We start from the raw sequence: 26,542 nt of genomic DNA on the forward strand, positions 1-26,542 counted from the left end.
AAAATTAATAGAATACTAGTTTTCTATTATTATTACCCCAAAGCTCAAGGGATAGGTGAAAGGAAAAATCAATGTCATTATTAAATGTAAATAATTTAACAGTTTCCATAGAAGATGATGAGAATTTAAAGGAAATTCTTCATGGAGTAAATATAGAGATAAATAAAGGCGAAACACATGTACTTATGGGACCAAATGGTGCAGGTAAGTCAACACTGGGATATGCTCTTATGGGTAATCCCAGATATGTTACAAATAGCGGAGAAATAATTTTTGATGGTAAAAACATAAGTGAGGACTCAGCGGACAAGCGTGCAAAGGCAGGAATGTTCCTATCATTCCAAAATCCTCTGGAGGTACCGGGACTTCCACTTAGCAGCTTTATTAGAAATGCTGTAGAATCTATAAGCGGCAAGAGAGTAAAGATGATGCAGTTTAAGAAAGATTTGGCAAAGAACATGGAAGTTTTAAACATGGACAGCGAGTATGCCAACAGAGCCTTGAATGTAGGATTTTCAGGTGGCGAGAAGAAAAAGGCTGAGATATTACAGCTTCTTATGCTTTCACCAAAGCTTGCAATACTTGATGAGACAGATTCAGGACTTGATGTAGATGCTGTAAGAACAGTTTCAGCCGGTATCAAGGAATACCAGAAGAAAAAAGATGGTGCTCTTCTTATAATTACTCATAGTACAAGAATACTTGAGTCATTAAAGGTTGACTATACACATATTATGGTAGATGGAAAGATCATAAAGACAGGAGATGCTTCTTTGGTAGATGAAATCAATGAGCATGGATTTGAAAAGTATATTCAGGAGAGCAGATAATGAAAGAAAAGACATATGTAGATGACATTAACAGGAGTATGTATGACTTCAGAAATGAAGATAAGGACAACTTCAAGATAGCTGCAGGTCTTACACCTGAGTTAGTGTCTCAGATTTCAAAAGAAAAGAACGATCCTGCATGGATGCAGAATTTTAGATTGCAGGCATTACAAATATATAATCAGATGGAAGTTCCGCCATGGGGACCATCTATAGATGATCTGGATATTGACAATATTGTTACTTATGTAAGACCTAATACACATATGAAGGCAAAGTGGTCAGAGGTTCCTGAGGATATCAAGGATACATTTGAGAAGCTCGGTATTCCACAGGCTGAGAGAAAATCTTTGGCAGGTGTAGGTGCACAGTATGACTCAGAGCTTGTATACCACAATGTAAGAGATGAAGTGTCACAGATGGGTGTTGTATATACAGATCTTGAGAGTGCAATGCATGGTGAGTATGCTGAGATGATACAAAAGCATTTTATGAAGCTTGTAAAGCCAAATGATCACAAGTTTGCGGCATTACATGGTGCAGTGTGGTCAGGTGGTTCATTTGTATATGTGCCAAAGGGTGTTCATTTGGATATTCCTTTGCAGTCATATTTCAGACTTAATGCAAAGGGTGCAGGACAGTTTGAGCATACACTTATTATCGTAGATGAGGGTGCGGATCTTCACTTTATCGAAGGATGTTCAGCACCTAAGTATAATGTAGCCAATCTTCACGCAGGATGTGTGGAGTTGTATGTAGGAAAGAATGCAAGACTCAGATATTCAACTATTGAGAACTGGTCAAAGAATATGTACAATCTCAACACAAAGAGAGCTGTTGTGGAAGAGGGTGGAAGAATTGAATGGGTTTCAGGTTCATTCGGTTCACATGTATCATATCTTTATCCTATGAGTATTTTAAAGGGCAGGGGTGCAAGAATGGAGTTCACAGGAATTACATTCGCAGGTGCAGGACAAAATCTTGATACAGGTTCAAAGGTAGTACATGCGGCACCTGATACATCTTCATTTATTAATACAAAGTCAATTTCAAAGGGTGGCGGTATATCTACATTCAGAAATGCTGTAGTGGTGTCTGAAAAGGCAAAGAATTCAAAGTCAGCAGTATCATGTGAATCTTTGATGCTTGATGATATATCACGCTCAGATACAGTGCCTGCTATGGATATCAGATGTGCAGATGCCGATGTAGGTCATGAGGCAAGAATCGGTAGAATCAGTGATGATGCCGTATTCTATCTGATGAACAGAGGTATCAGTGAAGAGGATGCAAAGGCAATGATCGTAAGTGGATTTGCTGATAATGTATCTAAGGAATTGCCGCTTGAGTATGCGGTAGAGATGAACAATCTCATTCAATTAGAGATGAAAGGAAGTATTGGTTAATGAGAGATATTACTTTAAACAGAATACCGGTTCTTACCTGGAGATGGCTAAAGATGAATGAGACTGCTATTTCAATACCAAGTGAAACAGGCAGTGCAAATATAAAAGTTTTAAGTGAAAATGCAAATATTGAACTTTCAAAAGACATTATCGAAGCTATGAAAGCCATCCCTACAGGAATGGGAGAAAATATGACAGAGCTTTGTGACTCTGAAAGTGAAGATATTATTATAAATACTCTTGCAGGTGAAAAGTCAAACTGTCATATAAATATATGTAGAGATAAGGAAAGCCTGTCAAAGGTAAGAGTTTATATCTATGCGGCAGAAGGCAGTGAAGCCAATGTATGGATGGATTACTCTTCAAATGAGGAGAATACCGGTGCTTTGGCAGTACAGACATTTGTTTTTGTAGGTAAAGATGCAAAGGTAAAATTGTACCAAGTAGGACTTCAGTCAGACAGTGATATTTCACTCAATGATATAGGCGCAAAGGTTGAAAAAGATGCTTCATTTGAGCTTGTACAGCTCTTACTGGGAGGTGAGAAGATATTTGCAGGTGCCAGAGCAAGTCTTACAGGTAAAAGAAGTGAGTTCATATCAGATCTTGGCTACTATGGTAAGGCCGAAGATCAGATAGATCTTAACTATGTGGCAGACCATATAGGAAAGTCAAGTAATTGCAAAATGATAACCTCAGGAGTACTTAATGACAATTCAAAGAAGCTTCTAAGAGGAACTATTGACTTTAAGAGAGGCGCAAAGGATGCAACCGGAGAAGAGTCAGAGGATGTACTTTTGCTTGGAAAGAATATCCACAACCAGAGTATACCTGTAATACTCTGTGCTGAGGAAGATGTAGTTGGTACCCATGGTGCTTCTATAGGAAACCTTGATGAGGGAATGCTTTTCTACCTTACTTCAAGAGGTATGGACAAGGAAAGTGTTACAAAGATGGTGGCAAGAGCCAGGATAGATGCTATCAGTAAGAAGCTTGAAAATACTAAACTTGAAGAAAAGATAAATCTTTATCTTGGAGGAAGTGAAGATGAGTAAGAGTATATATAGAAACGATTTTCCGCTTTTAGCATCCGATGATGTTATATATATGGACAATGCGGCTACATCACAAAGACCGCAGATAGTGTTGGATGCTATGAATAATTTTTACAAGCATCATAACGCCAATCCTTTAAGAGGAGTATATAAGCTCAGTGTTGAAGCTACGCAGGACTATGAGAATGCCAGAAGCAAAGTAGCAAAGTTTATAGGTGCAGCAGGAAGTGAAGAGATAATCTTTACAAGAAATGCATCAGAGAGTTTAAACCTTGTGGCATACAGTTATGGTTTGAACAATATAAAGGCCGGTGATGAGATAGTTGTAAGTATACTTGAGCATCATTCAAATATGCTTCCATGGCAGATGGTGGCAAGAGCTACAGGAGCCAAGCTTGTATTCCTTGATTGTGAAAAAGACGGTGAGATTACAAAGGCTGAGATAGACTCTAAAATAAATGAAAATACAAAGTTGGTAGCTTGTACACAGATATCAAATGTACTTGGAATACCTACACCTATAGAGTATATCATTGAAAAAGCTCATAGTGTGGGAGCTGTAGTTGTTGTTGACGGTGCACAGAGCATACCTCATAAGAAAATAGATGTAAGAGAACTGAATGCAGACTTCTTTGCATTTTCAGGGCATAAGCTTTGTGGACCTATGGGTATAGGTGTACTCTATGGTAAGAAGTCATTACTTGATGGCATGCCTCCATTCCTTAGTGGTGGAGAGATGATAGAGTATGTTACCAAAGAAAAAGCGACATTTGCGCCATTACCGCACAAGTTTGAAGCCGGTACGGTAAATGCAGAAGGTGCGGTTGGACTTGCGGCAGCTATCGACTATATCGAGAGCATAGGATATGAGAAGATAGAGAGTATCGAAAGAGAGCTTAGTGAGTATGCTATGGAAGTTCTTTCAAAGAATAAGTATATAAGAATACTTGGTTCAAAGGATCCTGCTAAGCATAGCGGTATAATTAACTTTATATTGGAGGGAGTGCATCCGCATGATGTATCAACGATACTTGATTCAAAGGGTATTGCTGTAAGAGCCGGACATCACTGTGCACAGCCGCTTTTACAACATTTAAAAATAAGTTCAACTACAAGAGCAAGTCTTTCTTTCTATAACACAAAGGAAGAGATAGATGCACTCTCAGCTGCTCTTTTAGAGATAAGAAAGGAGATGGGATACGATGAGTGAGAACAGAGCCTTTTATAATGAAATTCTGACAGAGCATAATTTAAGACCTTATCATAAACATGATCTTGAAGGTGCCAATCTTATACTGGACGGTGTCAATCCAAGCTGTGGCGATCATATAACTTTAAAGCTTAAAGTAAATGATGAAGGCATCATAGAAGACGGTGCTTTCGTAGGAGACGGATGTGCCATATCACAGGCTTCAGCGGATATAATGCTTGATATGGTAATAGGTCTTGAAAAGGATGAGGCTATTAGACTTTCAGATATGTTCTTCCGTATGATAAAGGGAGAAGCAACTGAAGAAGAGATAGAGGAACTTGACGAGGCCGGAGCCCTCAGAGATATTTCACATATGCCTGCACGAGTAAAATGTGCAGTACTTGGCTGGCATACAATGGAAGAGTTGTTGAAATAAAATATAAAATACGTTACAGTTTAGGTAGCTACTTGAGAGCTTTTGTTTTACAATCAAAAACTAAATTCACTTTTAAACTACCGTTATGAGACACTCTGACAGTTACCTATAATTAGAGTTATCTATTTTTAAGAAGATAGGGTTTTAAAATAATCCTATCTTTTTCTATTATAAAAATAAAGTATTAAATTACCGGTATATTGAAATTTGATGTATTTTTTTACTATAATAGTTAATAAAAAATCTCTCTTACCTTGAAAATGAGACTTATTTGTGGCATACTTGTTTTCAGTGTCGTAGTATAAATAATAAGTGGATATTTTATATGTTTTGGCACATGTACAGTTGTTACTATGTCTTAAAAGAGACATATGAATTTATACAGAAGAGGAGTGCTCATGAAGAGGGGATATCTGATAGCGATAATAATGATGCTATTGCTTTTGTCCGGTTGTGGTATAAAATCACATTCATATAATCCTGATGAAAGTTCTATATTCCTGTCTAAAGACGGAACAATAATGTCGGCTTTGGTACAAGAAATAGACACAAAGGCAAAGAGTGAGGATCTGGAGAATTTTGCAAACACAGAGATTGAGGATTTCAATAGCTTGAATGCCCAAAATCAGGTAAAACTGGAATTTGCCGGAATAAGAAGAAATACCGCAAAACTTATGTTTTCATACAGTTCTTTTGAGTGTATGAAAGAATTTGGAAAGTTTACACAGGATAACAGCTTCGATTTGAAGTCAGCAGCAGTATATAAACTAAGTGATATTGATGTATCAAGTATGGATTCTGTAAATATACCTGAAGGAGTTAATGGTAAGTATATTGCTATAATAGATGGTAAGGCTAAAGTATATGTAGATGGTAAAATCACCTATGTATCCAACAATATGGAATTTAGCGGTAATACTGCCAAGGTAGATGGCTTTAATTATATTATATTTAAATAAAGGAGAAATTCATGGAATATAGCATGGAAAAAATCATAGCACTGGCAAAATCAAGAGGATTTGTATATCCGGGTTCAGAGATATACGGTGGTCTTGCAAATACCTGGGACTATGGTAACTTGGGTGTTGAATTAAAGAATAATGTTAAAGCTGCCTGGTGGCAGAAGTTTATAAAGGAGTCACCATACAATGTAGGTGTTGACTGTGCCATTTTGATGAATCCACAGACATGGATAGCATCAGGACATTTGGGAAGCTTTTCAGATCCTCTTATGGACTGTAAGGAATGCCATGAGAGATTTAGAGCGGACAAGATCATTGAGGACTATATGCAGGAAAATAATGTTTCTATAGACGGTAGCGTGGATGCATGGTCAAATGATGAGATGAAAAAGTACATTGATGAGCATGAGATAGCTTGTCCAACCTGTGGTAAGCACAATTTTACAGATATCCGTCAGTTCAATCTTATGTTTAAGACTTTCCAGGGTGTAACAGAGGATGCTAAAAATGTGGTTTATTTAAGACCCGAAACAGCACAGGGTATTTTTGTAAACTTTAAGAATGTACAAAGAACTTCAAGAAAGAAAGTACCTTTTGGTATAGGACAGATTGGTAAGTCATTCAGAAATGAGATCACTCCGGGTAACTTCACATTTAGAACAAGAGAGTTTGAGCAGATGGAGCTTGAGTTCTTCTGTAAGCCGGGTACAGACCTTGAGTGGTTTGAGTATTGGAGAGGTTTCTGTAGAGATTGGCTTATAGCTCTTGGTATCAAAGAGGAGCAGATGAGACTTAGAGACCATGACAAAGAGGAGCTTAGTTTCTATTCAAATGCTACAACAGATATAGAATTCCTCTTCCCATTCGGTTGGGGTGAGCTTTGGGGAATCGCAGACAGAACAGATTATGATCTTGGTCGTCATCAGGAAGTTTCAGGACAGGATCTTACATATTTTGATGATGAGACAAGTGAGAGATACATTCCATATGTAGTAGAGCCTTCACTTGGTGCAGACAGAGTTACTTTAGCATTCCTTTGTGCGGCATATGATGAAGAGACTCTTGAGGGCGGTGATACAAGAACAGTTCTTCACTTCCATCCTGCACTTGCTCCTGTTAAGATCGGTATTTTACCGCTTTCAAAGAAGCTTAATGAGGGTGCTCTTAAGATATCTGAAGAATTATCAAAGTATTACAATGTAGAGTTTGATGACAGAGGAAATATCGGTAAGAGATATCGTAGACAGGATGAAATAGGTACACCATTCTGTATTACATATGACTTTGACTCTGAGAATGATAATGCTGTAACTGTAAGAGATAGAGACAGTATGGAGCAGGTAAGAATCCCGATAGCAGAGCTTAAGGCTTATTTTGAGGACAAATTTAGATTTTAAAATTTAACTTATTTTTTGGTAGAGCTTTAACTTCGCATTAGTGGAGGGAAGCTCTAATCAACTTTAAACCGGTAGCGAAAGGAAGAGATTATGGCACATTATAATCATAGTGCAATAGAGAAGAAATGGAAGAAAAACTGGGAAGCAAACCCTGTAAATGTTGATGATGGAAAAAAGCCAAAGTACTATTGCTTGGATATGTTCCCATATCCTTCAGGTTCAGGACTTCATGTAGGACACTGGAGAGGATATGTAATATCTGATGTATGGAGCAGATATCAGGTGCTAAAGGGTAATTATGTGATCCATCCTATGGGTTGGGATGCATTCGGTCTTCCTGCAGAGAACTATGCAATAAAGATGGGGGTTCATCCTGCAAAATCCACAGCGGAAAATGTAGCCAATATTAAAAGACAGATAAATGAAATCGCAGCACTTTATGATTGGGACAGAGAAGTAAATACTACAGATCCTAACTTTTATAAGTGGACACAGTGGATATTTGTTCAGATGTTCAAAAAAGGTTTGGCATATGAGAAGGAATTTCCAATAAATTGGTGTCCTTCGTGCAAGACAGGACTTGCAAACGAAGAGGTAGTAGACGGAAAATGTGAGAGATGTGGAACACCTGTTACAAAAAAGAACCTTCGTCAGTGGATGTTAAAGATAACAGCATATGCAGACAGACTTCTTAATGATCTTGACAAGCTGGACTGGCCTGAGAAGGTTAAAAAGATGCAGTCGGACTGGATCGGAAAGAGTTATGGTGCAGAGGTAAACTTCAAAGTAGACGGAAGAGATGAGAATATAGTTGTTTATACTACAAGACCTGATACTCTTTACGGTGCTACCTTTATGGTACTTTCGCCTGAGCATGAGCTTGCAAAATCTCTGGCTACAGATGAGACAAGAGATGTGGTAGAGAAATATATCTTTGACAGTTCTATGAAGTCAAATGTAGACAGAATGCAGTCAAAAGAGAAGACAGGTGTATTTACAGGTTCTTATGCAATCAATCCTTTAAACGGAGCAAAGACACCTATCTGGCTTTCAGACTATGTTTTGGCTGACTATGGTACAGGTGCTATTATGTGTGTACCTGCACATGATGACAGAGACTTTGAGTTTGCAAAGAAGTTTGATCTCCCGATAGTTCAGGTTATAGCAAAGGACGGTAAAGAAATTGGAAATATGACAGAAGCCTACACAGATGCTGTAGGAACTATGATAAATTCAGGTGACTGGAACGGTATGGAGAGTGCTAAGTTAAAGCTTGAAGCACCACAGATGATTGAAGAAAAGGGTTATGGTAAGAAAACTACCAACTATAAGCTTCGTGACTGGGTGTTCTCAAGGCAGCGTTACTGGGGTGAGCCTATTCCGATAATTCATTGTCCACATTGTGGAAATGTTCCTGTGCCTGAAAAAGAGCTTCCTTTAAGACTGCCTGAGGTAGAGAGCTATCAGCCTACCGGAACCGGTGAGTCACCGCTTGCAGCTATTGATGAGTGGGTAAATACGACATGCCCTGTATGTGGTGCACCTGCAAAGCGTGAGACAAATACTATGCCGCAGTGGGCAGGTTCAAGCTGGTATTTCTTAAGATATGTGGATCCTCACAATGATAATGAGCTTGTAAGCAAGGAGATGGCAGATAAATATCTTCCTGTAGATATGTATATCGGTGGCGTTGAGCATGCGGTACTCCACCTTCTTTATTCAAGATTCTACACCAAGTTCCTAAATGATATAGGTGTGGTTGACTTTGATGAGCCTTTCACAAAGCTTTTCAATCAGGGTATGATAAACGGTAGTGATGGACAGAAGATGAGTAAGAGTAAGGGAAATGTAGTTTCACCTGACGACTTGGTTCGTGACTACGGTTGTGATGCTCTTAGAATGTATGAGCTTTTTGTAGGACCGCCTGAGCTTGATGCCGACTGGGATGATAGAGGTATTGAGGGTGTATCAAGATTTTTAAATAAGTTCTATAAGCTTGTAATGGACAATAAGGATAAGAATGTAGAGGCTGACAGAGAACTCTTAAGAGTTCGTGCAAATCTTATCTCTGATATAGAGCAAAGATTTAATGCATTCAGCTTAAACACTGTTATTGCAGGATTTATGGAGTACAATAATAAGCTTAATGAGCTTAGCAAAAAGAACGGTGTGGATAAGGAAACCTTAAAGGCATTTACTATATTGCTTGCCCCTTTTGCACCTCATATAGGTGAGGAGCTTTGGGAGGAGCTTGGTGGAGAAGGCTCGGTATTCCATGCTGAGTGGCCTACATTTGATGAGAGCCATAAGGAAGTGGATACAATAGAGGTTCCTGTTCAGATAAACGGAAAGACCAAGCTTGTTATTGAGCTTGATGCCAATGTAAGCAAGGAAGATGCTATAGAGGCAGGTAAGAAAGCTTTATCAGAAGCCGGAAAGCTTGAAGGAACAATAAGAAAAGAAATTTATGTTCCGAAGAAGATTATAAATATAGTGGTTGGATAAATCAAAAGAAGCTGTTTTTAGACTTTTTTAGCGTAGCAGTTTATGTGGCTGCTACGCTATTTTTGTGCAGCCAAGAGTCTAAGCCTGTATTGCACCGGACTTAGCCATCCTAGTTTTTCTGTTTCCTTGTCAAATGTTGGGGTGGGTTGATTTTTACCCCACCCTTTCTACTTATCTAATTACAATCCAGTTTCCATCACGCTTTGATCCAATTCTTTCGATTATATTTTTTTCCTGTAAGGATTTTAATGCCATTTCTATGGTTCTCTTTGTTACACTAATTTTTTCTGCAAGTTCAGCTGATGTTAAGTTTGAGCTTTCCATTAAAAATTGTATAACTTTCTTTTCAGTTATATTTAAACCGACGTTCAAACCGACATTCAAACCGACATTCAAACCGACATTCAAACCGACATTCAAACCGACATTCAAACCGACATTTTTAAAATGAGTAAAATCAATTATAAAAACAAAAAATCCCGGAATTGGCAAAAACCAATTCCAAGATTTTTATATAAGTTTTTTAAAATAATTACCAATTAAACATTTCAATTGCCTTATTTATATCAGCAGATGTAGAAGGGTTTTCTTTAATCTCATTTATCAGTGTTAAAAAGTCATTATGGAATGGGCTGTTTGCATCATTGTAGCAACGATGAATCATCCATATATTATGAAATGTAGGACTTTTCCTTACAGAAGCAATCAGGGCTTCTTCATAGCCTTTTTTGTAAAACTTTTCTACAAAGTGGACCAATTCTCCGGGTGACCCGAAGTCAACACTTGGGTTTTCTGATATAATATCCAGGATGGGTTCCACAAATTCGAATGGATCAGAATATTTAAGCATTGCATTTATTATTTCACTATCAATATAATACTCTTCATCAGGTACCACAGCTTCTTTTAGTGCAGTAATTATATCTTCTTTATTCATAATTCTCATATTTATAAATTATTGTAATCCCTTTTTAAAGAAATTCTTGAACTCGGACACTTCTGCAGATGATTGAGTGATCGAAACTGAGTGTCTTGCACCGGCGGTTATACCGGGTTCGTATGTCATAGGGACAAATTGTAAAGAAACTTCAGGATTTCCTACAAAACAAAAACCTAGAGATGTTTTTGTGAAGCTCTCATTTGCTTTATTAAATACCATTGCATCTCCATATTCTGTAAGTTCGGCATTTACAGGAATAACTATAACTTCGCCTTCCTTGTATCCTACAATAAAGTTACTGTGCTTTGTTACCTTAACAATAACAGCATTGGTACAGTTTTCCATATGGCAATAAATAAGCTTGTAATCATCACCGTTTGCAACACTGTTGTTAAATATTTCTCTCATTCTGGCTTTGTTTTTTCGATTTTCCTCGTCGGTTGCTCCCATAAAAGCCTTTTTAAATAAATCCATTAACGCCATAATAATCTCCATTCTGTCATCTTAGTTGATGGCATAAATATATTAATGTCTAAACCAAGGTATTACCCTGTTGACATGTTTACAATACTCAACATACTCTGTGCCGAATTTTTCAAGTAACCATTTTTCTTCTGTTTGCTTCATCAGTACAGTTAAGAATATATATAAAACTACCGGAAATATAAGCAAGTACACATTATGTGCAGTTATCAGAATACCTGTACACACACATAAAAATGCAAGGTATATAGGGTTTCTGACAATGGAATATATTCCGATTGTTACCAAATGCCCGCTGCTTATCTCTTTACTGATTCTTTGAATGAGTACAGCATATATCCATACCGCGACTCCGATAAAAATAAGCAAACCTCCTATAACCATTGCTGATTGCTTTAAAGCCGGAAGCTCACCACTATCCAAGAATCCTTTCTTTTTTAAGTAAAGTCCAAGGACAGTTAATATAATGCAACTGACAGCATAAATAGGACCGACACCAAAAACAGGCAATGTATTCTTTTTCATATAAGCCCCCTTTATATAAATTTATACATTAAATCTAAAGAGTATTACATCTCCATCCTGTACTACATATTCTTTACCTTCTATACGTACCAAGCCTTTTTCCTTGGCAGCAGCTGTAGAACCACAGTCGAGAAGATCCTGATAGTTGATAACCTCAGCTTTGATAAATCCACGCTCAAAGTCTGAGTGGATCTTTCCGGCCGCTCCCGGAGCCTTTGTGCCTTTCTTTATAGTCCAGGCTCTACACTCATCCTCACCGGCTGTAAGATAGCTTAAAAGTCCAAGTAGATCATAGCTGGCTGCAATAAGCTTATCAAGACCTGACACTGAGATACCGAGAGCATCAAGATATTCGTTTCTTTCCTCATCATCCAGCTGTGAAATTTCTTCTTCAATGGCTGCACATACAACAAATACCTTCGCATTTGACTTTGCGGCATATTCTTTTACCTTAGCTACATACTCATTTGAAGCACCGTCATCAGCAAGGTCATCCTCAGCCACATTTGCAGCGAAGATAACAGGCATATATGTGATAAGTCCAAGTGATTTTACAAATGCGACATCCTCTTCATCAGAAGATGTGTAGCTGCTTGCCATATTGTCATTTTCAAGTATATCCTTGAGTTCCAAAAGGATATCAAGCTCATGCTTTAGAGCTTTGTCATTCATTGCAGCTTTCTTAGTCTTTGCAATTCTTCGCTCCAAAATCTCAATATCGGAGAATATAAGCTCTAAGTTTATAGTTTCGATATCTCTTATCGGATCAACACTTCCCTCTACATGGATGATATTTGAGTCATCAAAGCATCTTACAACATGTATGATGGCATCACATTCACGAATATTTGATAAAAACTGGTTTCCAAGTCCTTCACCCTTGCTGGCACCCTTTACAAGACCTGCGATATCTACAAAGTCTATAAGTGCAGGTGTAACATTCTTTGTATTATATAATTTGCCAAGTTCTTTTAATCTGTCATCCGGTACTGCTACAACACCTACATTAGGGTCAATAGTAGCAAAAGGATAGTTTGCAGCAGTAGCACCTGCCTTTGTCAATGAGTTAAATAATGTACTCTTGCCTACATTCGGTAAGCCAACGATTCCTAGTTTCATATAAAAACCTTCTTTAAAATATTTTTGTATTGAATAATTATATTCGCAATAAAACCTGAATAAATATCAGGGTTAACCTGTTATATTTTAACATATAGGTATATAATTTAAAAGAGTAAAGCAAGGAGCTTTTGTGGAAAGGATGACCGGATGAAATTGCCGTATGGAGCAAATGAAGATGATTTTGAAAATATAAAAAAAATAGTTTCAGAATTTACAAATAATGACAAGAATTTAGATGAATCTACATTAGAAATAATGAATATAGCATATTCTACCGGGGGCGATTATTCGGATGAAACATTAATTGCTTATGTAAAAGCTTATTTTGAAATGAATAGTACAAATAAGAATTCATAGGAGGTAACGATGAACAAGATTACTTGTATTTGTTTAGGTGTGAAAGATATGGAAAGGTCAATAAAGTTTTATAGAGATGGTTTAGGATATAAGACTGATTGCAGAGAAAATAATCCGTCAGTATGCTTTTTTGATACTCCGGGAACAAAGTTTGAACTATTTCCTTTGGAACAATTAGCAAAAGATATTGATGAAAATAATCCACCAAAAGGGAATGGATTTTCAGGAATTACATTAGCCTACAATGTTGAACATAAAGAAGATGTAGAGACTGTAATTGCATTAGTAAGAAAAGCAGGTGGAAAAATTGTGAAAGAGCCACAGGAAGTTTTTTGGGGTGGATATCACGCATATTTTTCTGATTTAGATGGATACTATTGGGAAGTTTCATGGGGACCGAATTTTCAATTTGATGAAAATGGATTGCTGAAATTTTGAGGATAAATAGGGAAAGAGTATGCCATAAAGTAAGGAATATTTGATTTTGAAGGAGGTAATCATAGTGAATGAATTTAATGAATTTGTTCGTGAGATTTTTTCCGCAGCAGGTGATATTGTCATAAGATCCATGATGGGCGGATACCTTATATATTTTAACGGTAAGCTGATAGGTGACATTTGCGATAATGAACTATTTTTAAAGAGAACGCCGACATCGGACAAACTTCTTGCAGACTCAGAATTGCATTATCCGTATGAGGGTTCAAAGACATTGATGTATGCATTCGACAGATTTGAGGATATGGATTTGATTACTGAACTACTGAAAGGTATGTATGCGGAACTGCCAGAAAAGAAACCCAAGAAAGCTAAATGAGACAAACAAGCTTCAGTTTAGCAAGATATGGTTAAATTGGAACTTTACAAGGAGGAATTTTATGGATGTAATACAAGCGTTTCTTGATGGTGTTGCTATAGCCGCTATTTTTAACGGGGCGGTAGCTACCTTGGTACTCATTAATCCAAGATTCTTTTTTAACTCTTATCCAAAGGCCATACAAAAGGCTGCACCCGAACAAATGACAAAACAGGATATTAACTGTTTTCATTGTTGGAATTTGTTTTGCCTATTCGACAGCAAGCGTTTTACACAAAGGGATTACCGGTTTTTGGAATGTGTTTTGGACTGGATATATTCATTGGAGCATATTAAACTTAGGTGATTTTTTCTTGTTAGACTTTCTGTTGTTTCAGGGAAAGTATAAAAACAAAATTGTCATCCCGGGAACAGAAGGGCACAAGGATTATGAATTTAATAACTGGATGAAACATTTGGCAGTTGTTGAACATTTTCTAGTGATTCCTTTCTTATTTATTCCGGTTGTATCGGCAATTCAGGCTTTGTTTATTGGTTTTTTAAGAAGATAAATTAGAATTTGTGAAAGTGTTTTATACTATGATTACATACGAAGTTGATGAAAAGAGATTAAGGTTTTGGAAAGAGTTGTATGAAAAGAATGCTAATTCTCTTAAACCAAATAGAATAAGTGGGAGAGAATTAAATATATACTTTCAGAAAAAATATTCTGCACAAAATTATGATAATGTAAAGTTCAAAGAAGTTGTGCATTTAAATTCAATGGAATATTTTCATGAGAATGCAGGTAATATAAATGATATTGTATCCTATACACTTAATGGTGATATTTTTGTTGGTATTGATTTAAAGACAGGATTTTTTCATATTGAAAGCAATGATGTACGCAAGTTTATTCCTATTTTTGATGATTTGTTTATCACAAGAGGGTTGAGCGTGGATGAACTTCGAAATTTTGTGATTGTAGGTCAATATTTAGAATTAAAAGGTCTATAAATCAATTATGAAAATGTTATAATAGATAAGACAACTCCATAGTCTATAATTTTATAGATGAAAAAATTCAGAGTTAAAAGGCATACTTGAAGATTGTAGATTGAAAACTTAAAATAAATGAACCGCCTGCATAACACGACATACAAATAGGCAAGATCTAACCGGTTCAAAACTTTGAAACATTCATCGTCAAACCCTTATGCCTTTATAGAACAAGGTATCGCCATGCTTTCTGCTGTGCTTAAAAGTGATGTGGCAGTCGAAGTCAGTGTTAAAATTATGGATAGCTTTGTGAAGATGAGAAACTTTTTGCTTTCTAAAAGGGAAATGTTTGCTCGCTTAGATAGAGTCGAGTTAAAGTAATTGGAGGCCCAAATCAATGAATAATATATCAATAGAAAAATTATATAACCCTGAGTATGATCTACTTTCCGTTTACGATAAAAAAGAATTATTAAATAAGATTGCGAATACATATGATTTGGAAGTAATAGGCTTTAAAGAATTTTCTGTTTTTAATAAGTCCACATATACAGCAGATTTTCGCTCAAAAGAAGGTATCGAATTTGTTTTTGTTCCCGGGGAGAGTGTTAAGCTTGGAATTGACTTTAAAGGTAGAAAGCCTTCTGAAATTTTTGATGAAGAAAATTTATATGATCTTGCATACTCATTTATAGACGAGTATGAAGATGAAACTGACAACCAAGATTCTATTACAGAGAAGATAAAAGAAAAGCTTGAAGATGATGAATTTATATCAACAATAGAAGACTATATTAATAACAATTTCAGTAAGGAGGAGAAAATTTTAATACATCCTCTATTAGTCCAAAAGGACTACAGTGAGACCTGTTGGAAAGATATTTTGGATGATGAACTTAAACAAAATAAAAAAATCAAAAAGATGATTGAAGATGCCGAAAAGAAGGGCATATCTGAAATAACAGTTCATAAGAGTATTTGTCTATATAAAGAAAATGGAAGTTGGCATGGTAAAGTTTATAGAGAAACTAAATTTAAGGAGCTTTTACAGGATATAACAGATACCGGTTATTTTCTTCCTACAAAAAGAGAGTGGGAGTATTTGGCAGGTAAGGGATGCAGAACTATCTTTCCCTGGGGCAATAATATGGATTTTTCCATGAAGTTAAAGCATATAGAGTGGTCGGATAATGATGAAGAGTATACTTTGGAAAAAGAAAATTTTTTTGGAATTTATATAGCAGATGATCCGTATTGCAGAGAGATTGTATATGATGATGGATTATTTTCATATAAGGGTGGCGATGGAGGCCGCAATATATGCGGGGGACTTGGGTCTGTTTGGGGATATTTTCCGGTTTCACCATATTTTGAAGAAAAAGATGAAGAGATAGGCGAGTATATAAATGGGGGCTATGATTTCTTTAGAAGAGTTATAAGGATTATGAAAAGGTATGGGAAATTATACTGACAAATGGATTTGTTAAGAAAACAAATAAAACTCCAAGAGAAGAAATAAAACTTGCGAAAGATAGAAGAAAAGATTACATAGAAAGGATAAGTGGAAAATGAAGACATTTGATGATATGTTGAATGAACAGCTTGAAGATATAAATTTCAGAAAAGAATACGAAGATATACAACCGGAAATGGATGTTATAAGGGCTATCGTTGATGCCAGAACGGCACAAAACCTCACACAAAAAGAACTTTCAAAAATAACAGGAATAAATCAGGCGGGTATAAGTAAATTGGAAAACGGTACAAGGAATCCAACTGTAAGCCTTTTGAAAAGATTGGCTAAAGGAATGGGAATGGAACTTAGGATACAATTTATTCCTAAAAATAATATTTCGGGGTAGTATTAAGGTGCTGCAAAAATCTTAATATCAGAGAAGGAAATCATTCTATGAAGATAATTATAAAAGAGTTATTGTATGTATTTGTAATTTTGGTTGTACAAATGTTGTTTTTTATGTATTTTACAAAGCAGGGGTGGACTCTAAAAGAACTTGTATCTAGTGATGCCTTTATAATATTTTGGAGAGCTTATGTGGTATGCAGGATATTTGTTCATATAATAAGAATAAAATATGGTAAAAATAAGAAGGATAAGAAAGTATAATAGCTAAAAAAATTACATCATATAAAAGCAAACACTCTATGTAAAAACATAGGGTGTTTTTTGTAAAGCCTTAAATCGAAACTATTTTCTAACATATTTTTATACTAATTTTCGCAGTGCCATATCCCTTCTAATATGCTATACTATGAAGATATAAAAATACTTAGGAGGTTATGATGGACGTTGCTTTTCCACATTTAGGGATTTATATAAAACATTTGGTAAATCATATTGATGTATTCGGATTTAGGATTGCATTTTATGGAATAATAATAGGGCTTGGAATGCTTGCAGGAATAAATATTGCCTGTGCAGATGCAAAAAGAAGAGGACAAAATCCCGATCTTTATCTGGACTTTGCAATGTATGCAATAGTGCTTTCGATAATAGGTGCGAGAATCTACTATGTAGTATTTGAATGGGATATGTATAAAGACGACCTGCTTCAAATATTCAATCTGCGTGGTGGCGGACTTGCAATATACGGTGGTGTAATAGCCGCAGTAATTACACTTACAGTATACTGTAAAGTAAAAAAACAGTCGTTTTTTTCAATGGCTGATACCGGGGTATTGGGACTTATACTAGGACAGGCTATAGGAAGATGGGGTAATTTTTTCAATGCCGAGGCTTTTGGAGGATATACAGATTCACTCTTTGCACTGAGATATAAACTGGATATAGTAGGTGCCGGAATGTTAAATGACGATGTATTAAGTCATGCTATGGAGATTGACGGAGTAAAGTATATCCAGGTTCATCCTACATTCCTTTATGAGAGCTGTTGGAATTTGATTGTACTTGCTTTCATGCTGTGGTACAGAAAGAGAAAGAAATTTGACGGAGAGGTCTTTTTTATCTATCTTGGCGGATACGGTCTTGGAAGAATGATAATAGAAAGTCTTAGAACAGACAGCCTGCTTTTGCCAAACACCAATATTGCTGTATCACAATTATTGGCAGGACTTTGTTTTGTGGTTTCTATAGTGTGTATAATAGTTGGAAGAAAGAGAGTAAAGAATGCGACTAAATAAGTTTCTGGCAAGTATAGGTGTCTGCTCCAGAAGAGAAGCGGACAAAGCTATAGAAGCCGGCAGAGTTATGATAAACGGACAGGTGGTAGAGCTTGGAGCCACAGTGGGTGATGAGGACCTTGTAAGCTTTGACGGCAGATATATAGGTATGGGCAAGGATGTAGAGAAGATAAAGCCTATAATAATAGCATTTAACAAGCCTGAAGGCTTAGTATGTACTACCTCCGATAATGACGGTGCTATGAATGTAGTGGACTATATAGGAATGAAGGAGAGAATATATCCTGTTGGAAGACTTGATAAGGATTCCAGCGGATTATTGCTTTTGACAAATCAGGGAAGTCTTACAAATTCCCTGCTGAGAGCCGCAAACTATCATGAAAAAGAGTATATAGTAAAAGTTAATAAGGATATAGATGATGCCTTTATCAATAAAATGGCAAATGGTATATATCTGTATGAGTTAAAGACCAAGACAAGAAAATGCAAGGTAAAAAAGCTGAATAAAAATACTTTCAGTATTGTTTTGACTCAAGGGTTAAACAGACAGATAAGACGAATGTGTCTTGCCTGCGGTATGAAGGTTCAAAAGCTGAACAGAGTAAGAATAGTAAATATAAAGCTTGACGGACTTGCAATAGGTGATTACAGAAACCTAAGTGATGAAGAAGTAAAGAAATTATACAAGGAACTTGGGATAAGGGAAAATGGATAAGAAAAAGAGAATTAAGGAACTGGTTGAAATACTTAATAAGGCCGCAAAAAGCTACTATGTGGATGCAGTTGAGATAATGCCAAATATAGAATATGACAAACTCTATGATGAGCTTTTAGAATTAGAAAAAGAAACAAATGTGGTTTTATCTAATTCGCCCACTCAGAATGTAGGATATGAAATAGCAGGTGAACTTCCAAAGAAAGCTCATGAAAGCCCTATGCTTTCACTGGATAAGACTAAAAGTGTGGAAGATCTTAGAGAATGGCTTGGTGAAAACAAGGCATTACTCTCATGGAAGATGGACGGACTTACTATAGTATTGACCTACAGAGATGGTGAACTGGCAGAAGCCGTTACAAGAGGTAACGGAACTATAGGAGAGGTTATTACAAATAATGCCAAAAACTTCCAAAATATACCTCTAAAGATAGAATTTAAGGGTGAGTTGATACTTAGAGGTGAGGCAATTATAAAATATTCCGACTTTAAGAGAATTAATGATGCTATAGAGGATGCAACTGCCAAGTATAAGAATCCGAGAAATCTTTGCTCAGGTTCTGTAAGACAGCTTAATCCTGCCATTACAAAGTCAAGGATGGTATATTGCAATATTTTCAATGTGGTAAAGGCTGACGGCATAGACTTTGAAAACTCAAAGGCAAAGCAGTTTGAATGGGCAAAAAATGAAGGATTTGATGTAGTGGAATATAAATTTACAGACAGCAAAAGCATTGCAGATGATATAGCCGAGTTTGAGTCAAAGATAGAGAGCAATGATATTCCTTCAGACGGATTGGTACTTTTACTTGATGATATCGCACTTGGAGAAAGACTTGGAAGTACTTCAAAATTCCCAAGAAATGCTATGGCATTTAAATGGAGTGATGAAAGACAGGTAACAAAACTTAAATATATAGAGTGGAGTCTGTCAAGAACAGGACTTATAAATCCGGTGGCTGTATTTGAGCCTGTAGAACTTGAGGGAACTACAGTTTCAAGAGCCAGCCTTCACAATGTAAGTATATTTGAAGATTTGATGCTTGGAGTGGGTGATGAAATATCTGTATACAAGGCAAATATGATAATTCCGCAGGTATATGAGAATCTCACAAAATCAAATACTGAAAAAGTTCCGGATACCTGTCCGGCATGTGGAAGCCACGCAAGTATAAAACAGGACAATGAGTCCAAGGTACTTTTATGTACAAACCCTGACTGTCAGATAAAGCATATAAAACAGTATGCTCTTATGGCATCCAGAGATGCATTAAATATCGACGGACTTTCAGAGTCCACATTGGAGAAATTCCTCTCAAAGGGCTTTATAAAAAATGACAGTGATATATTTAAGCTGGATAGATATAAAGATGAGATTGTAAATATGGAGGGCTTTGGAAGGAGAAGCTATGAGAAGCTTATGGCGGCACTTGAAGAAGCAAAACATACAAATGTGGCAAGATTTTTATATTCACTTGGAATAAACGGAATAGGAAGTGCCAATGCCAAGATGATTGCAAAGTATTTTGACAATGACATTGACAAAATTATTACTGCCGGAAAAGATGATCTGCTTGAAATAGAGGGAATAGGTGAAGTACTGGCAAATTCGATTGTTGATTTTTTTAAGGATTCTAAGAATATAGAAAATGTAAAGAGCCTTAGAGAAGTCCTTATATTTGAAGTGGAAGAGTCTGCGGGAAGTGATTCATTTGCCGGAAAAGTATTTGTTATCACAGGCTCGCTGGAACATTTTACAAATAGAAATGAGTTGAAAGAACTTATAGAAAAGAATGGAGGAAAGGTATCGGGAAGCGTATCAAGCAAGACAAATTTCTTGATAAATAATGATACCACATCAAATTCTTCTAAAAATAAAAAGGCTAAAGAACTTGGAGTTGAGATAATCTCGGAGGAGGATTTTTTAAAACTTTTAGAAGAATAAATAATATGTTTATTTGTAGACGTATTTGTCTACAGGAAAAGAGGTATTATGCCAATAAAAATACAAAAAGGACTGCCGGCAAAAGAGATACTTGAATCTGAGAATATATTTGTGATGGATGAGGATAGGGCTATTTCCCAGGATATCAGACCATTGCAGATTTTGATATTAAACTTGATGCCTATAAAAGAAGATACAGAGACACAGATTCTTAGAGCATTATCAAATAGCCCATTGCAGGTAGACTGTTCATTTTTGATGATGAAAAGTCATCAGTCAAAGAATACAAGCCAAAGTCATCTAAATAAATTTTATACCTTTTTTGAAGATATAAAAAATGATAAATATGATGGTATGATAATAACAGGTGCCCCTGTAGAACTTATGGATTATGAAGAGGTGAATTACTGGAGTGAGCTTTGTGAAATAATGGAATGGTCAAAGACCCATGTAACATCTACTTTACATATCTGTTGGGCTGCACAGGCAGGGCTTTATTATCATTTTGGAATACCCAAATATGAGAGAAAAGAAAAGCTGGCAGGAGTGTTCGTACACGAGATTTTAAAGAAAAAAGTGCCATTAGTCAGAAGTATGGATGATTTTGTAAACTGTCCACATTCAAGAAATACTGAGGTAAAACTGGAGGATGTATTAAAGCATCGTGAGCTTCAGGTCTTAGCTAAGTCTGAAGATGCAGGTGTTCTACTGGTTTTAAATGAATATGGAAATGGTTCACAGATATTTATACAGGGTCATCCGGAATATGACAGAATGACTCTTAGCAATGAGTATCACAGAGATGTGGCAAAGGGATTACATCCTGCTTTGCCAAAGAATTATTTTATTGATAATGATCCGTTCTCAAGACCTATATTGAATTGGAGGAATTTCTCAAATACATTATATGGAAATTGGTTGAACTTCTATGTATACCAGAATACACCATATGTTCTGTCCGATAATTTTGATTGGGTGATTTAGGTATATTTTAGGGAAAATACATCATTTTGGATAAATAAGTTCAAAATTAACTGATTTTATGATAGAATTGGTGTATATATCAGTTTAAAGGAGTGTACTTATGAGTGGAAAGTTTGTTGCTTATGTAGGTTCTTATTCTTATACCGGAAAAGCAAAGGGAATAACTATATATGACGTGGATACCCAAAAGGGATGTTTTGTAAAAAAAGATGAAGTGGATGTAGACAACTCTTCCTATGTTATCAAGTCGAGAAACCAGAAGACATTGTATTCGATTGCTGATGAGGGGATAGTTTCTTTTAGAATATTACCTGATGGTGGGCTGGAAAGATTGAACTCTGTAAAGATAAATGGAATGAGGGGATGCCATCTTTCCACAGATATAAATGACAAGTTTATCTTTGTATCCGGATATCATGATGGAAAAATTACAGTTTTGAAGTTACATCCGGATGGAAGAGTTGGAAAGATAGTAGATGAGGTTTATCACAAGGGACTTGGTTCTATAGCTGAGAGAAATTTCAGACCACATGTAAGCTGTACAAGAACAACTCCTGATGGACATTTTGTTATGGCAGCAGATCTTGGAATAGACCAGGTGAAGATATATCACTTTGATAATAATGATGAGAGACTTGCACTTGTAGATATGATTCCATGTGATATAAACTCTGCACCAAGATTTTTCGAATTTTCTAAGGATGGGAAGTTTTTATATCTAATGTATGAGATGAAGAATGTGGTGGATGTTTTCACCTATGAGGCTAAGCCCGGATGTAGAATGCCGGTAGTTGAAAAAATTCAAACTGTTCCTACAACCGGACATAATAAGCTTTCAGAGTTAACAGCAGCAACTACATTGACACTTAATGCTGATGAGAAGTTCCTGTTCACAACAAATGCCGGTGATAATTCGGTATGCCTATACGAGAGAGATGCCGAGACAGGACTCTTGAAGGAGAAAATGTGCTTGCCTATAAGTGGTGACTATCCAAAAGATGTAGCTATTTTCCCTGATAATCAACATATAGCTTCTATAAATCATGAGAGTGGAAGTATCACATTCTTTAAGATAGATTATTCAACAGGATTGATTGTAATGTGTGCCAATATAGTAAAAGTAAATCAACCAAATTGCTGTGTCATAGTGGAGGTATAATGGCAGGTTCAAGTTTTGGAAAAAGCTTTGTAGTTACAACTTTTGGAGAGTCACATGGAGTTGCTTTGGGTGCTATAGTAGACGGAGTACCTGCGGGAATAGAATTAAGTGAGGATGATATACAAAAGTTTTTGGATAGGAGAAAACCGGGACAAAGTAGCATTACTACATCCAGAAATGAAAGCGACAAATGTCGCATTTATTCTGGCGTATTTGGAGGTAAGACTACAGGTACACCGATTATGGTAATGCTTGAAAATCAATCTCAGAGATCAGGGGACTATGATGAATTGGCAATTACCTACAGACCGGGACATGCAGACTTTTCGTTTGATTCAAAATACGGCTTTAGAGATTATCGAGGTGGCGGTAGGAGCTCAGGCAGAGAGACGATTGGCAGAGTAATAGGAGGTGCTATAGCCATAAAGGCACTTGAAATGCTTGGTATCAGGATACAGGCGTTTACTCAAAGTATAGGAAATGTATACGCAGGTAAACTTAATCTTGAGGAATGTAGTGAAAATGATGTATATATGCCGGACAATGAAGCAGCTAAAAGAGCTATAGAAATTATAAAAGAAGCTAAGTCAGATAAGGATTCTCTGGGAGGTATCATAGGTTGTATAGCTACAGGTGTTATGCCGGGACTTGGAGAACCGGTATTTGATAAGCTTGATGCAAGGCTCTCAGCAGCTATTATGAGCATTGGTGCAATAAAGGGAGTGGAGTTTGGAGCCGGATTTCATGTAAGTACATTGACCGGTTCAAGAAATAATGATCCCTTCTTCATAGATGAGGATGATAGTGGGCTTCATATCAGAAAAAAGTCAAATATGTCAGGCGGTATACTGGGTGGAATTAGTGATGGTTCACCGATCATCATCAATGCTGCAGTAAAGCCTACACCGTCAATAGCAAGGGAACAGGATACTGTAAATGCACTCAATGAAGAGGTAAAACTTGAGATAAAGGGTAGGCATGATCCGGTAATAGTGCCAAGAGCAGTGGTCGTGGTGGAGAGCATGGTTGCAATTACTTTATTTGATATGGTTCTTGAGAATATGAAATCCAAAATGGATAATGTACTGAAAGTTTATAAAGATAGTTTGTAATTAGGGGGCTTTTATTTCACATCTTCGGTATACAGAATAGGTGAATTAAAAGCCTTTAATATTGTGTTTTAAAGGAGAGATTATGAAATGGTATGATGGTGCGGTGTTTTATCATATTTATCCTATCGGAATGACAGGAGCACCGAGAACAAATTCGTTTGAAATAAATGAGCATAGATTAAATAAGCTTTTGCCTTGGATTGATCATATAAAGAAGCTTGGATGCAACGCGATATATATAGGACCGCTTTTTGAGTCTGTAGGTCATGGATATGAGACTATTGATTATAAAAAGCTTGATTCAAGACTTGGGGATAATGATGACTTAAAAGGTTTTATAAATACTTGCCATGAAAATGACATAAAAGTCATAGTGGACGGAGTTTTCAATCATGTCGGCAGAGAGTTCTTTGCATTTAAGGATGTGAAAGAAAAAAGGGAGAACAGTGCATATAGGGATTGGTTTAAAAATCTACATTTTGACTGGAATAATGACTATAATGACGGATTATATTATGACAGCTGGGACGGTCATGGCACTTTAGTAAATGTTAATCATCAAAATCCGGCGGTAAGAGAGTATATGCTTGATGTAGTAAGATATTGGATAAGTGAATTTAATATAGACGGTATAAGACTGGATGCTGCTGATGTACTTGATTTTACCTTTATGAGCGAGCTTAGAGGATTGACAAATACATTGAAGGACGATTTTTGGCTGATGGGTGAAGTGATTCATGGAGACTATACCAGATGGGTAAATGAAAATATGCTCCAGTCAGTTACAAATTATTGGCTGCACAAGGCTCTTTATTCAGGACATAATGATCACAACTACTTTGAGATAGCACATACTGTAAAGCGATGTACAGATATGGGACAGTATATAAGCAATGCTTTCTATAATTTTGTTGACAATCATGATGTGGCAAGAATCTATACAAAGTTAAACAATAAAAACCATTTTGTACCTGTACATGTACTTTTATATACATTACCGGGTAAACCATCCATATACTACGGTTCTGAATTTGCCATTGAGGGTGAGAAGAAACCATATGCGGATGAAATATTGAGGCCTGAGTTAAATTTTGAAGATTATAAAGATGCAATAGAAACAAATGAAAATACCAAGCTGATTTCTGCTCTTGGAAATATGAGGCTATCAAATCCATGGGTTGGGGAGGCAAGCTACAGAGAACTTTTACTTACAAACAGACAGTATGCCTTTTTAAGAGAAAATGGAGATAGGAGGCTTATTGCCATAGTAAATAATGATGACAATAATGCAGATATTCATTTAAATATCAGCGGTGAATTTACAGAAATATTTTCAGGAGAAAAAAGGAATTTCGACGGGAATATGCATATAAATATCCTCGGAAATTCCGGACAGGTATGGATAGGGTAAAAAATCTTGATAGATAAACTCTAAGCTGTAAAATTTAGTGTTCAGTATTTATAGAAAGGCGATATAAATAATCTATGAAGAAAATAATAATTGCAATTGCAATAATACTTGTATTGATTGTAATTGGATGGTATTGCAGATTTATTCTTGGACTTGCGTCTCAAATAGCAGCACCTGAAGTATCTACACTTGATAAAGAGATATCATGGGAGAAGGAACAAGGGCTCTGGGGAAATTATGATTCATATGAAAAGGAAGAGTATATAGTAAAGGGCTATAAAGACTATGAACTGCATGTAACTTTGGTAAAAAATCCTGTAGAGAGTGATAAATATGTGATAATAAGCCATGGTTTTAAGGCAAATAGATATGGTGCAGTAAAATATGTGGATGCATATATGAATCTTGGATTTAACTGTATTATTTATGATTTAAGAGATCATGGTGAGAATGCAAAAACAGCCGTAAGTCTTGGACAGTTTGAGTCTGCTGATCTTGAAAAGCTTATTGAAGACAGTTATAACAGATATGGAAATATTAAGCTTGGGCTTCACGGAGAGTCTATGGGAGCAGCCACTTCATTGATGGTACTTGCAAAGAAGCCTAAGGTGGATTTTGTTGTGGCAGATTGCGGATTTTCAAACTTGTATGATCTGCTTCATGCAGCCTATGATGTGGCAAAGGTAGGCGCAGTACTTCCGAGCGTAAATATAGCAATGAAATTAAGATATGGCTATGATCTTAAAAAGACTTCGCCAAAGGATGCTCTTGTTGGAAATGAAGTACCTGTATGCTTTATACACGGCGAGGCAGATACATTCATTTTGCCTGAAAATTCTGAAGTAAACAAAGCTGCTACAGCAGGTTATTCAGAGTTACACTTGGTACCTGATGCCGCACATGCAAGATCCAGAGAAGTTCTGGGTGAAGCCGAGTATAGAGGCATAATAAGTGACTTTTTGAATAACATAGACTTTAAATAAAGATTTTTGAGATTAAAAAATATCCTGACAAGTACAAGGCATTAGCTTTGTGGCTTGTCAGGATATATA

General features: G+C 36.3%; 30 protein-coding genes. 25 read left to right on the top strand and 5 right to left on the bottom strand.

The genetic code is table 11. From position 1 onward, the window contains the following. The first annotated feature begins 71 nt into the window (after window positions 1–71). The 8 genes from sufC (at window position 72) to leuS (ending at window position 9,783) form a co-directional block, all read left to right on the top strand. Window positions 72–830: a Fe-S cluster assembly ATPase SufC gene (gene sufC / locus D4A81_RS02745; protein WP_111525244.1), complete on the top strand. Its 759-nt coding sequence runs from the start codon at window positions 72–74 to the stop codon at window positions 828–830. Then, on the top strand, window positions 830–2,236 hold the full coding sequence (sufB, locus tag D4A81_RS02750; RefSeq protein ID WP_111525243.1) for a Fe-S cluster assembly protein SufB: 1,407 nt from the start codon (window positions 830–832) through the stop codon (window positions 2,234–2,236). The genes sufC and sufB overlap by 1 nt, the downstream gene beginning before the upstream one ends. Next, window positions 2,236–3,291, top strand: a complete 1,056-nt coding sequence (locus D4A81_RS02755) for a SufB/SufD family protein (RefSeq protein ID WP_111525242.1) — start codon at window positions 2,236–2,238, stop codon at window positions 3,289–3,291. Before sufB ends, D4A81_RS02755 begins: the two co-directional genes overlap by 1 nt. Next, window positions 3,284–4,501 carry an aminotransferase class V-fold PLP-dependent enzyme gene (locus tag D4A81_RS02760; protein ID WP_111525241.1) on the top strand — a complete coding sequence of 406 codons (1,218 nt, stop codon included), beginning with the start codon at window positions 3,284–3,286 and terminating at the stop codon, window positions 4,499–4,501. The genes D4A81_RS02755 and D4A81_RS02760 overlap by 8 nt, the downstream gene beginning before the upstream one ends. Then, a complete protein-coding gene (gene sufU / locus D4A81_RS02765; protein ID WP_111525240.1) occupies window positions 4,494–4,919 on the top strand; it encodes a Fe-S cluster assembly sulfur transfer protein SufU in 426 nt (141 codons plus the stop codon). The genes D4A81_RS02760 and sufU overlap by 8 nt, the downstream gene beginning before the upstream one ends. Window positions 4,920–5,290: 371 nt before the next feature. Beyond that, window positions 5,291–5,878 carry an LptM family lipoprotein gene (locus D4A81_RS02770; RefSeq protein ID WP_111525239.1) on the top strand — a complete coding sequence of 196 codons (588 nt, stop codon included), beginning with the start codon at window positions 5,291–5,293 and terminating at the stop codon, window positions 5,876–5,878. 11 nt (window positions 5,879–5,889) lie between these two features. Further along, the gene (locus D4A81_RS02775) at window positions 5,890–7,278 is read left to right on the top strand and encodes a glycine--tRNA ligase (protein ID WP_111525238.1); all 1,389 of its coding nucleotides are present in this window, start codon (window positions 5,890–5,892) and stop codon (window positions 7,276–7,278) included. Between the two features lie 90 nt (window positions 7,279–7,368). Further along, window positions 7,369–9,783 carry a leucine--tRNA ligase gene (gene leuS, locus D4A81_RS02780; protein ID WP_111525237.1) on the top strand — a complete coding sequence of 805 codons (2,415 nt, stop codon included), beginning with the start codon at window positions 7,369–7,371 and terminating at the stop codon, window positions 9,781–9,783. Window positions 9,784–9,954: 171 nt separating this feature from the next. On the opposite strand, the gene D4A81_RS02785 is transcribed toward leuS, so the two are convergent. The 5 genes from D4A81_RS02785 to ychF are packed head-to-tail and all read right to left on the bottom strand — an operon-like array spanning window position 9,955 to window position 12,850. Continuing rightward, window positions 9,955–10,275 (bottom strand): MarR family transcriptional regulator, encoded by a 321-nt coding sequence (locus tag D4A81_RS02785; RefSeq protein ID WP_242977692.1) that lies wholly within the window; start codon window positions 10,273–10,275, stop codon window positions 9,955–9,957. A 40-nt stretch (window positions 10,276–10,315) separates the two neighbouring features. After that, a complete protein-coding gene (locus tag D4A81_RS02795) occupies window positions 10,316–10,720 on the bottom strand; it encodes a hypothetical protein (protein WP_111525235.1) in 405 nt (134 codons plus the stop codon). A gap of 18 nt (window positions 10,721–10,738) precedes the next feature. Further along, window positions 10,739–11,206, bottom strand: a complete 468-nt coding sequence (locus D4A81_RS02800) for a hypothetical protein (protein ID WP_172621787.1) — start codon at window positions 11,204–11,206, stop codon at window positions 10,739–10,741. A gap of 42 nt (window positions 11,207–11,248) precedes the next feature. Further along, a complete protein-coding gene (locus D4A81_RS02805; protein ID WP_111525233.1) occupies window positions 11,249–11,731 on the bottom strand; it encodes a methyltransferase family protein in 483 nt (160 codons plus the stop codon). 21 nt (window positions 11,732–11,752) lie between these two features. Continuing rightward, entirely contained in the window at window positions 11,753–12,850 is a 1,098-nt protein-coding gene (ychF, locus tag D4A81_RS02810; protein WP_111525232.1) for a redox-regulated ATPase YchF, read from the bottom strand. 150 nt (window positions 12,851–13,000) lie between these two features. Between ychF and D4A81_RS02815 the strand changes: the two genes are divergently transcribed. The 17 genes from D4A81_RS02815 to D4A81_RS02900 all read left to right on the top strand — a co-directional run bounded on the left by D4A81_RS02815 (window position 13,001) and on the right by D4A81_RS02900 (window position 26,473). Beyond that, entirely contained in the window at window positions 13,001–13,210 is a 210-nt protein-coding gene (locus D4A81_RS02815; protein WP_111525231.1) for a hypothetical protein, read from the top strand. Between the two features lie 9 nt (window positions 13,211–13,219). Further along, the gene (locus D4A81_RS02820; RefSeq protein WP_001033924.1) at window positions 13,220–13,648 is read left to right on the top strand and encodes a VOC family protein; all 429 of its coding nucleotides are present in this window, start codon (window positions 13,220–13,222) and stop codon (window positions 13,646–13,648) included. A 64-nt stretch (window positions 13,649–13,712) separates the two neighbouring features. Further along, window positions 13,713–14,027, top strand: a complete 315-nt coding sequence (locus D4A81_RS02825) for a TfoX/Sxy family protein (protein WP_111525230.1) — start codon at window positions 13,713–13,715, stop codon at window positions 14,025–14,027. Window positions 14,028–14,088: 61 nt separating this feature from the next. Next, window positions 14,089–14,373 carry a hypothetical protein gene (locus D4A81_RS13890; RefSeq protein ID WP_330405109.1) on the top strand — a complete coding sequence of 95 codons (285 nt, stop codon included), beginning with the start codon at window positions 14,089–14,091 and terminating at the stop codon, window positions 14,371–14,373. A gap of 233 nt (window positions 14,374–14,606) precedes the next feature. Next, window positions 14,607–15,023 carry a hypothetical protein gene (locus D4A81_RS02835; RefSeq protein WP_111525229.1) on the top strand — a complete coding sequence of 139 codons (417 nt, stop codon included), beginning with the start codon at window positions 14,607–14,609 and terminating at the stop codon, window positions 15,021–15,023. 379 nt (window positions 15,024–15,402) lie between these two features. Next, the gene (locus D4A81_RS02845; protein ID WP_111525228.1) at window positions 15,403–16,476 is read left to right on the top strand and encodes a hypothetical protein; all 1,074 of its coding nucleotides are present in this window, start codon (window positions 15,403–15,405) and stop codon (window positions 16,474–16,476) included. Continuing rightward, window positions 16,473–16,577, top strand: a complete 105-nt coding sequence (locus D4A81_RS02850) for a type II toxin-antitoxin system RelE/ParE family toxin (RefSeq protein WP_242977695.1) — start codon at window positions 16,473–16,475, stop codon at window positions 16,575–16,577. The genes D4A81_RS02845 and D4A81_RS02850 overlap by 4 nt, the downstream gene beginning before the upstream one ends. Next, complete coding sequence (locus tag D4A81_RS02855) at window positions 16,574–16,867, top strand: helix-turn-helix domain-containing protein (RefSeq protein WP_111525227.1); 294 nt, start codon at window positions 16,574–16,576, stop codon at window positions 16,865–16,867. The genes D4A81_RS02850 and D4A81_RS02855 overlap by 4 nt, the downstream gene beginning before the upstream one ends. Window positions 16,868–16,914: 47 nt before the next feature. Beyond that, the gene (locus tag D4A81_RS02860) at window positions 16,915–17,130 is read left to right on the top strand and encodes a hypothetical protein (protein WP_111525226.1); all 216 of its coding nucleotides are present in this window, start codon (window positions 16,915–16,917) and stop codon (window positions 17,128–17,130) included. Window positions 17,131–17,306: 176 nt separating this feature from the next. After that, the gene (gene lgt / locus D4A81_RS02865; protein WP_111525225.1) at window positions 17,307–18,164 is read left to right on the top strand and encodes a prolipoprotein diacylglyceryl transferase; all 858 of its coding nucleotides are present in this window, start codon (window positions 17,307–17,309) and stop codon (window positions 18,162–18,164) included. Continuing rightward, entirely contained in the window at window positions 18,151–18,879 is a 729-nt protein-coding gene (locus tag D4A81_RS02870; RefSeq protein WP_111525224.1) for a pseudouridine synthase, read from the top strand. Before lgt ends, D4A81_RS02870 begins: the two co-directional genes overlap by 14 nt. Then, the gene (ligA, locus tag D4A81_RS02875) at window positions 18,872–20,824 is read left to right on the top strand and encodes an NAD-dependent DNA ligase LigA (RefSeq protein WP_111525223.1); all 1,953 of its coding nucleotides are present in this window, start codon (window positions 18,872–18,874) and stop codon (window positions 20,822–20,824) included. The genes D4A81_RS02870 and ligA overlap by 8 nt, the downstream gene beginning before the upstream one ends. A 48-nt stretch (window positions 20,825–20,872) precedes the next feature. Beyond that, window positions 20,873–21,808, top strand: a complete 936-nt coding sequence (gene metA, locus D4A81_RS02880) for a homoserine O-acetyltransferase MetA (RefSeq protein ID WP_111525222.1) — start codon at window positions 20,873–20,875, stop codon at window positions 21,806–21,808. Window positions 21,809–21,908: 100 nt separating this feature from the next. Continuing rightward, window positions 21,909–22,967: a lactonase family protein gene (locus tag D4A81_RS02885; RefSeq protein ID WP_111525221.1), complete on the top strand. Its 1,059-nt coding sequence runs from the start codon at window positions 21,909–21,911 to the stop codon at window positions 22,965–22,967. Next, on the top strand, window positions 22,967–24,079 hold the full coding sequence (gene aroC / locus D4A81_RS02890) for a chorismate synthase (protein WP_111525220.1): 1,113 nt from the start codon (window positions 22,967–22,969) through the stop codon (window positions 24,077–24,079). The genes D4A81_RS02885 and aroC overlap by 1 nt, the downstream gene beginning before the upstream one ends. An 82-nt stretch (window positions 24,080–24,161) precedes the next feature. Next, the gene (locus tag D4A81_RS02895) at window positions 24,162–25,490 is read left to right on the top strand and encodes an alpha-amylase family glycosyl hydrolase (protein ID WP_111525219.1); all 1,329 of its coding nucleotides are present in this window, start codon (window positions 24,162–24,164) and stop codon (window positions 25,488–25,490) included. A 74-nt stretch (window positions 25,491–25,564) separates the two neighbouring features. Then, a complete protein-coding gene (locus D4A81_RS02900; protein WP_111525218.1) occupies window positions 25,565–26,473 on the top strand; it encodes an alpha/beta hydrolase in 909 nt (302 codons plus the stop codon). Window positions 26,474–26,542: the final 69 nt, after the last annotated feature.

It is taken from the genome of Lachnoanaerobaculum umeaense (genome assembly GCF_003589745.1).
In the GTDB taxonomy this organism is placed as follows: domain Bacteria; phylum Bacillota; class Clostridia; order Lachnospirales; family Lachnospiraceae; genus Lachnoanaerobaculum; species Lachnoanaerobaculum umeaense.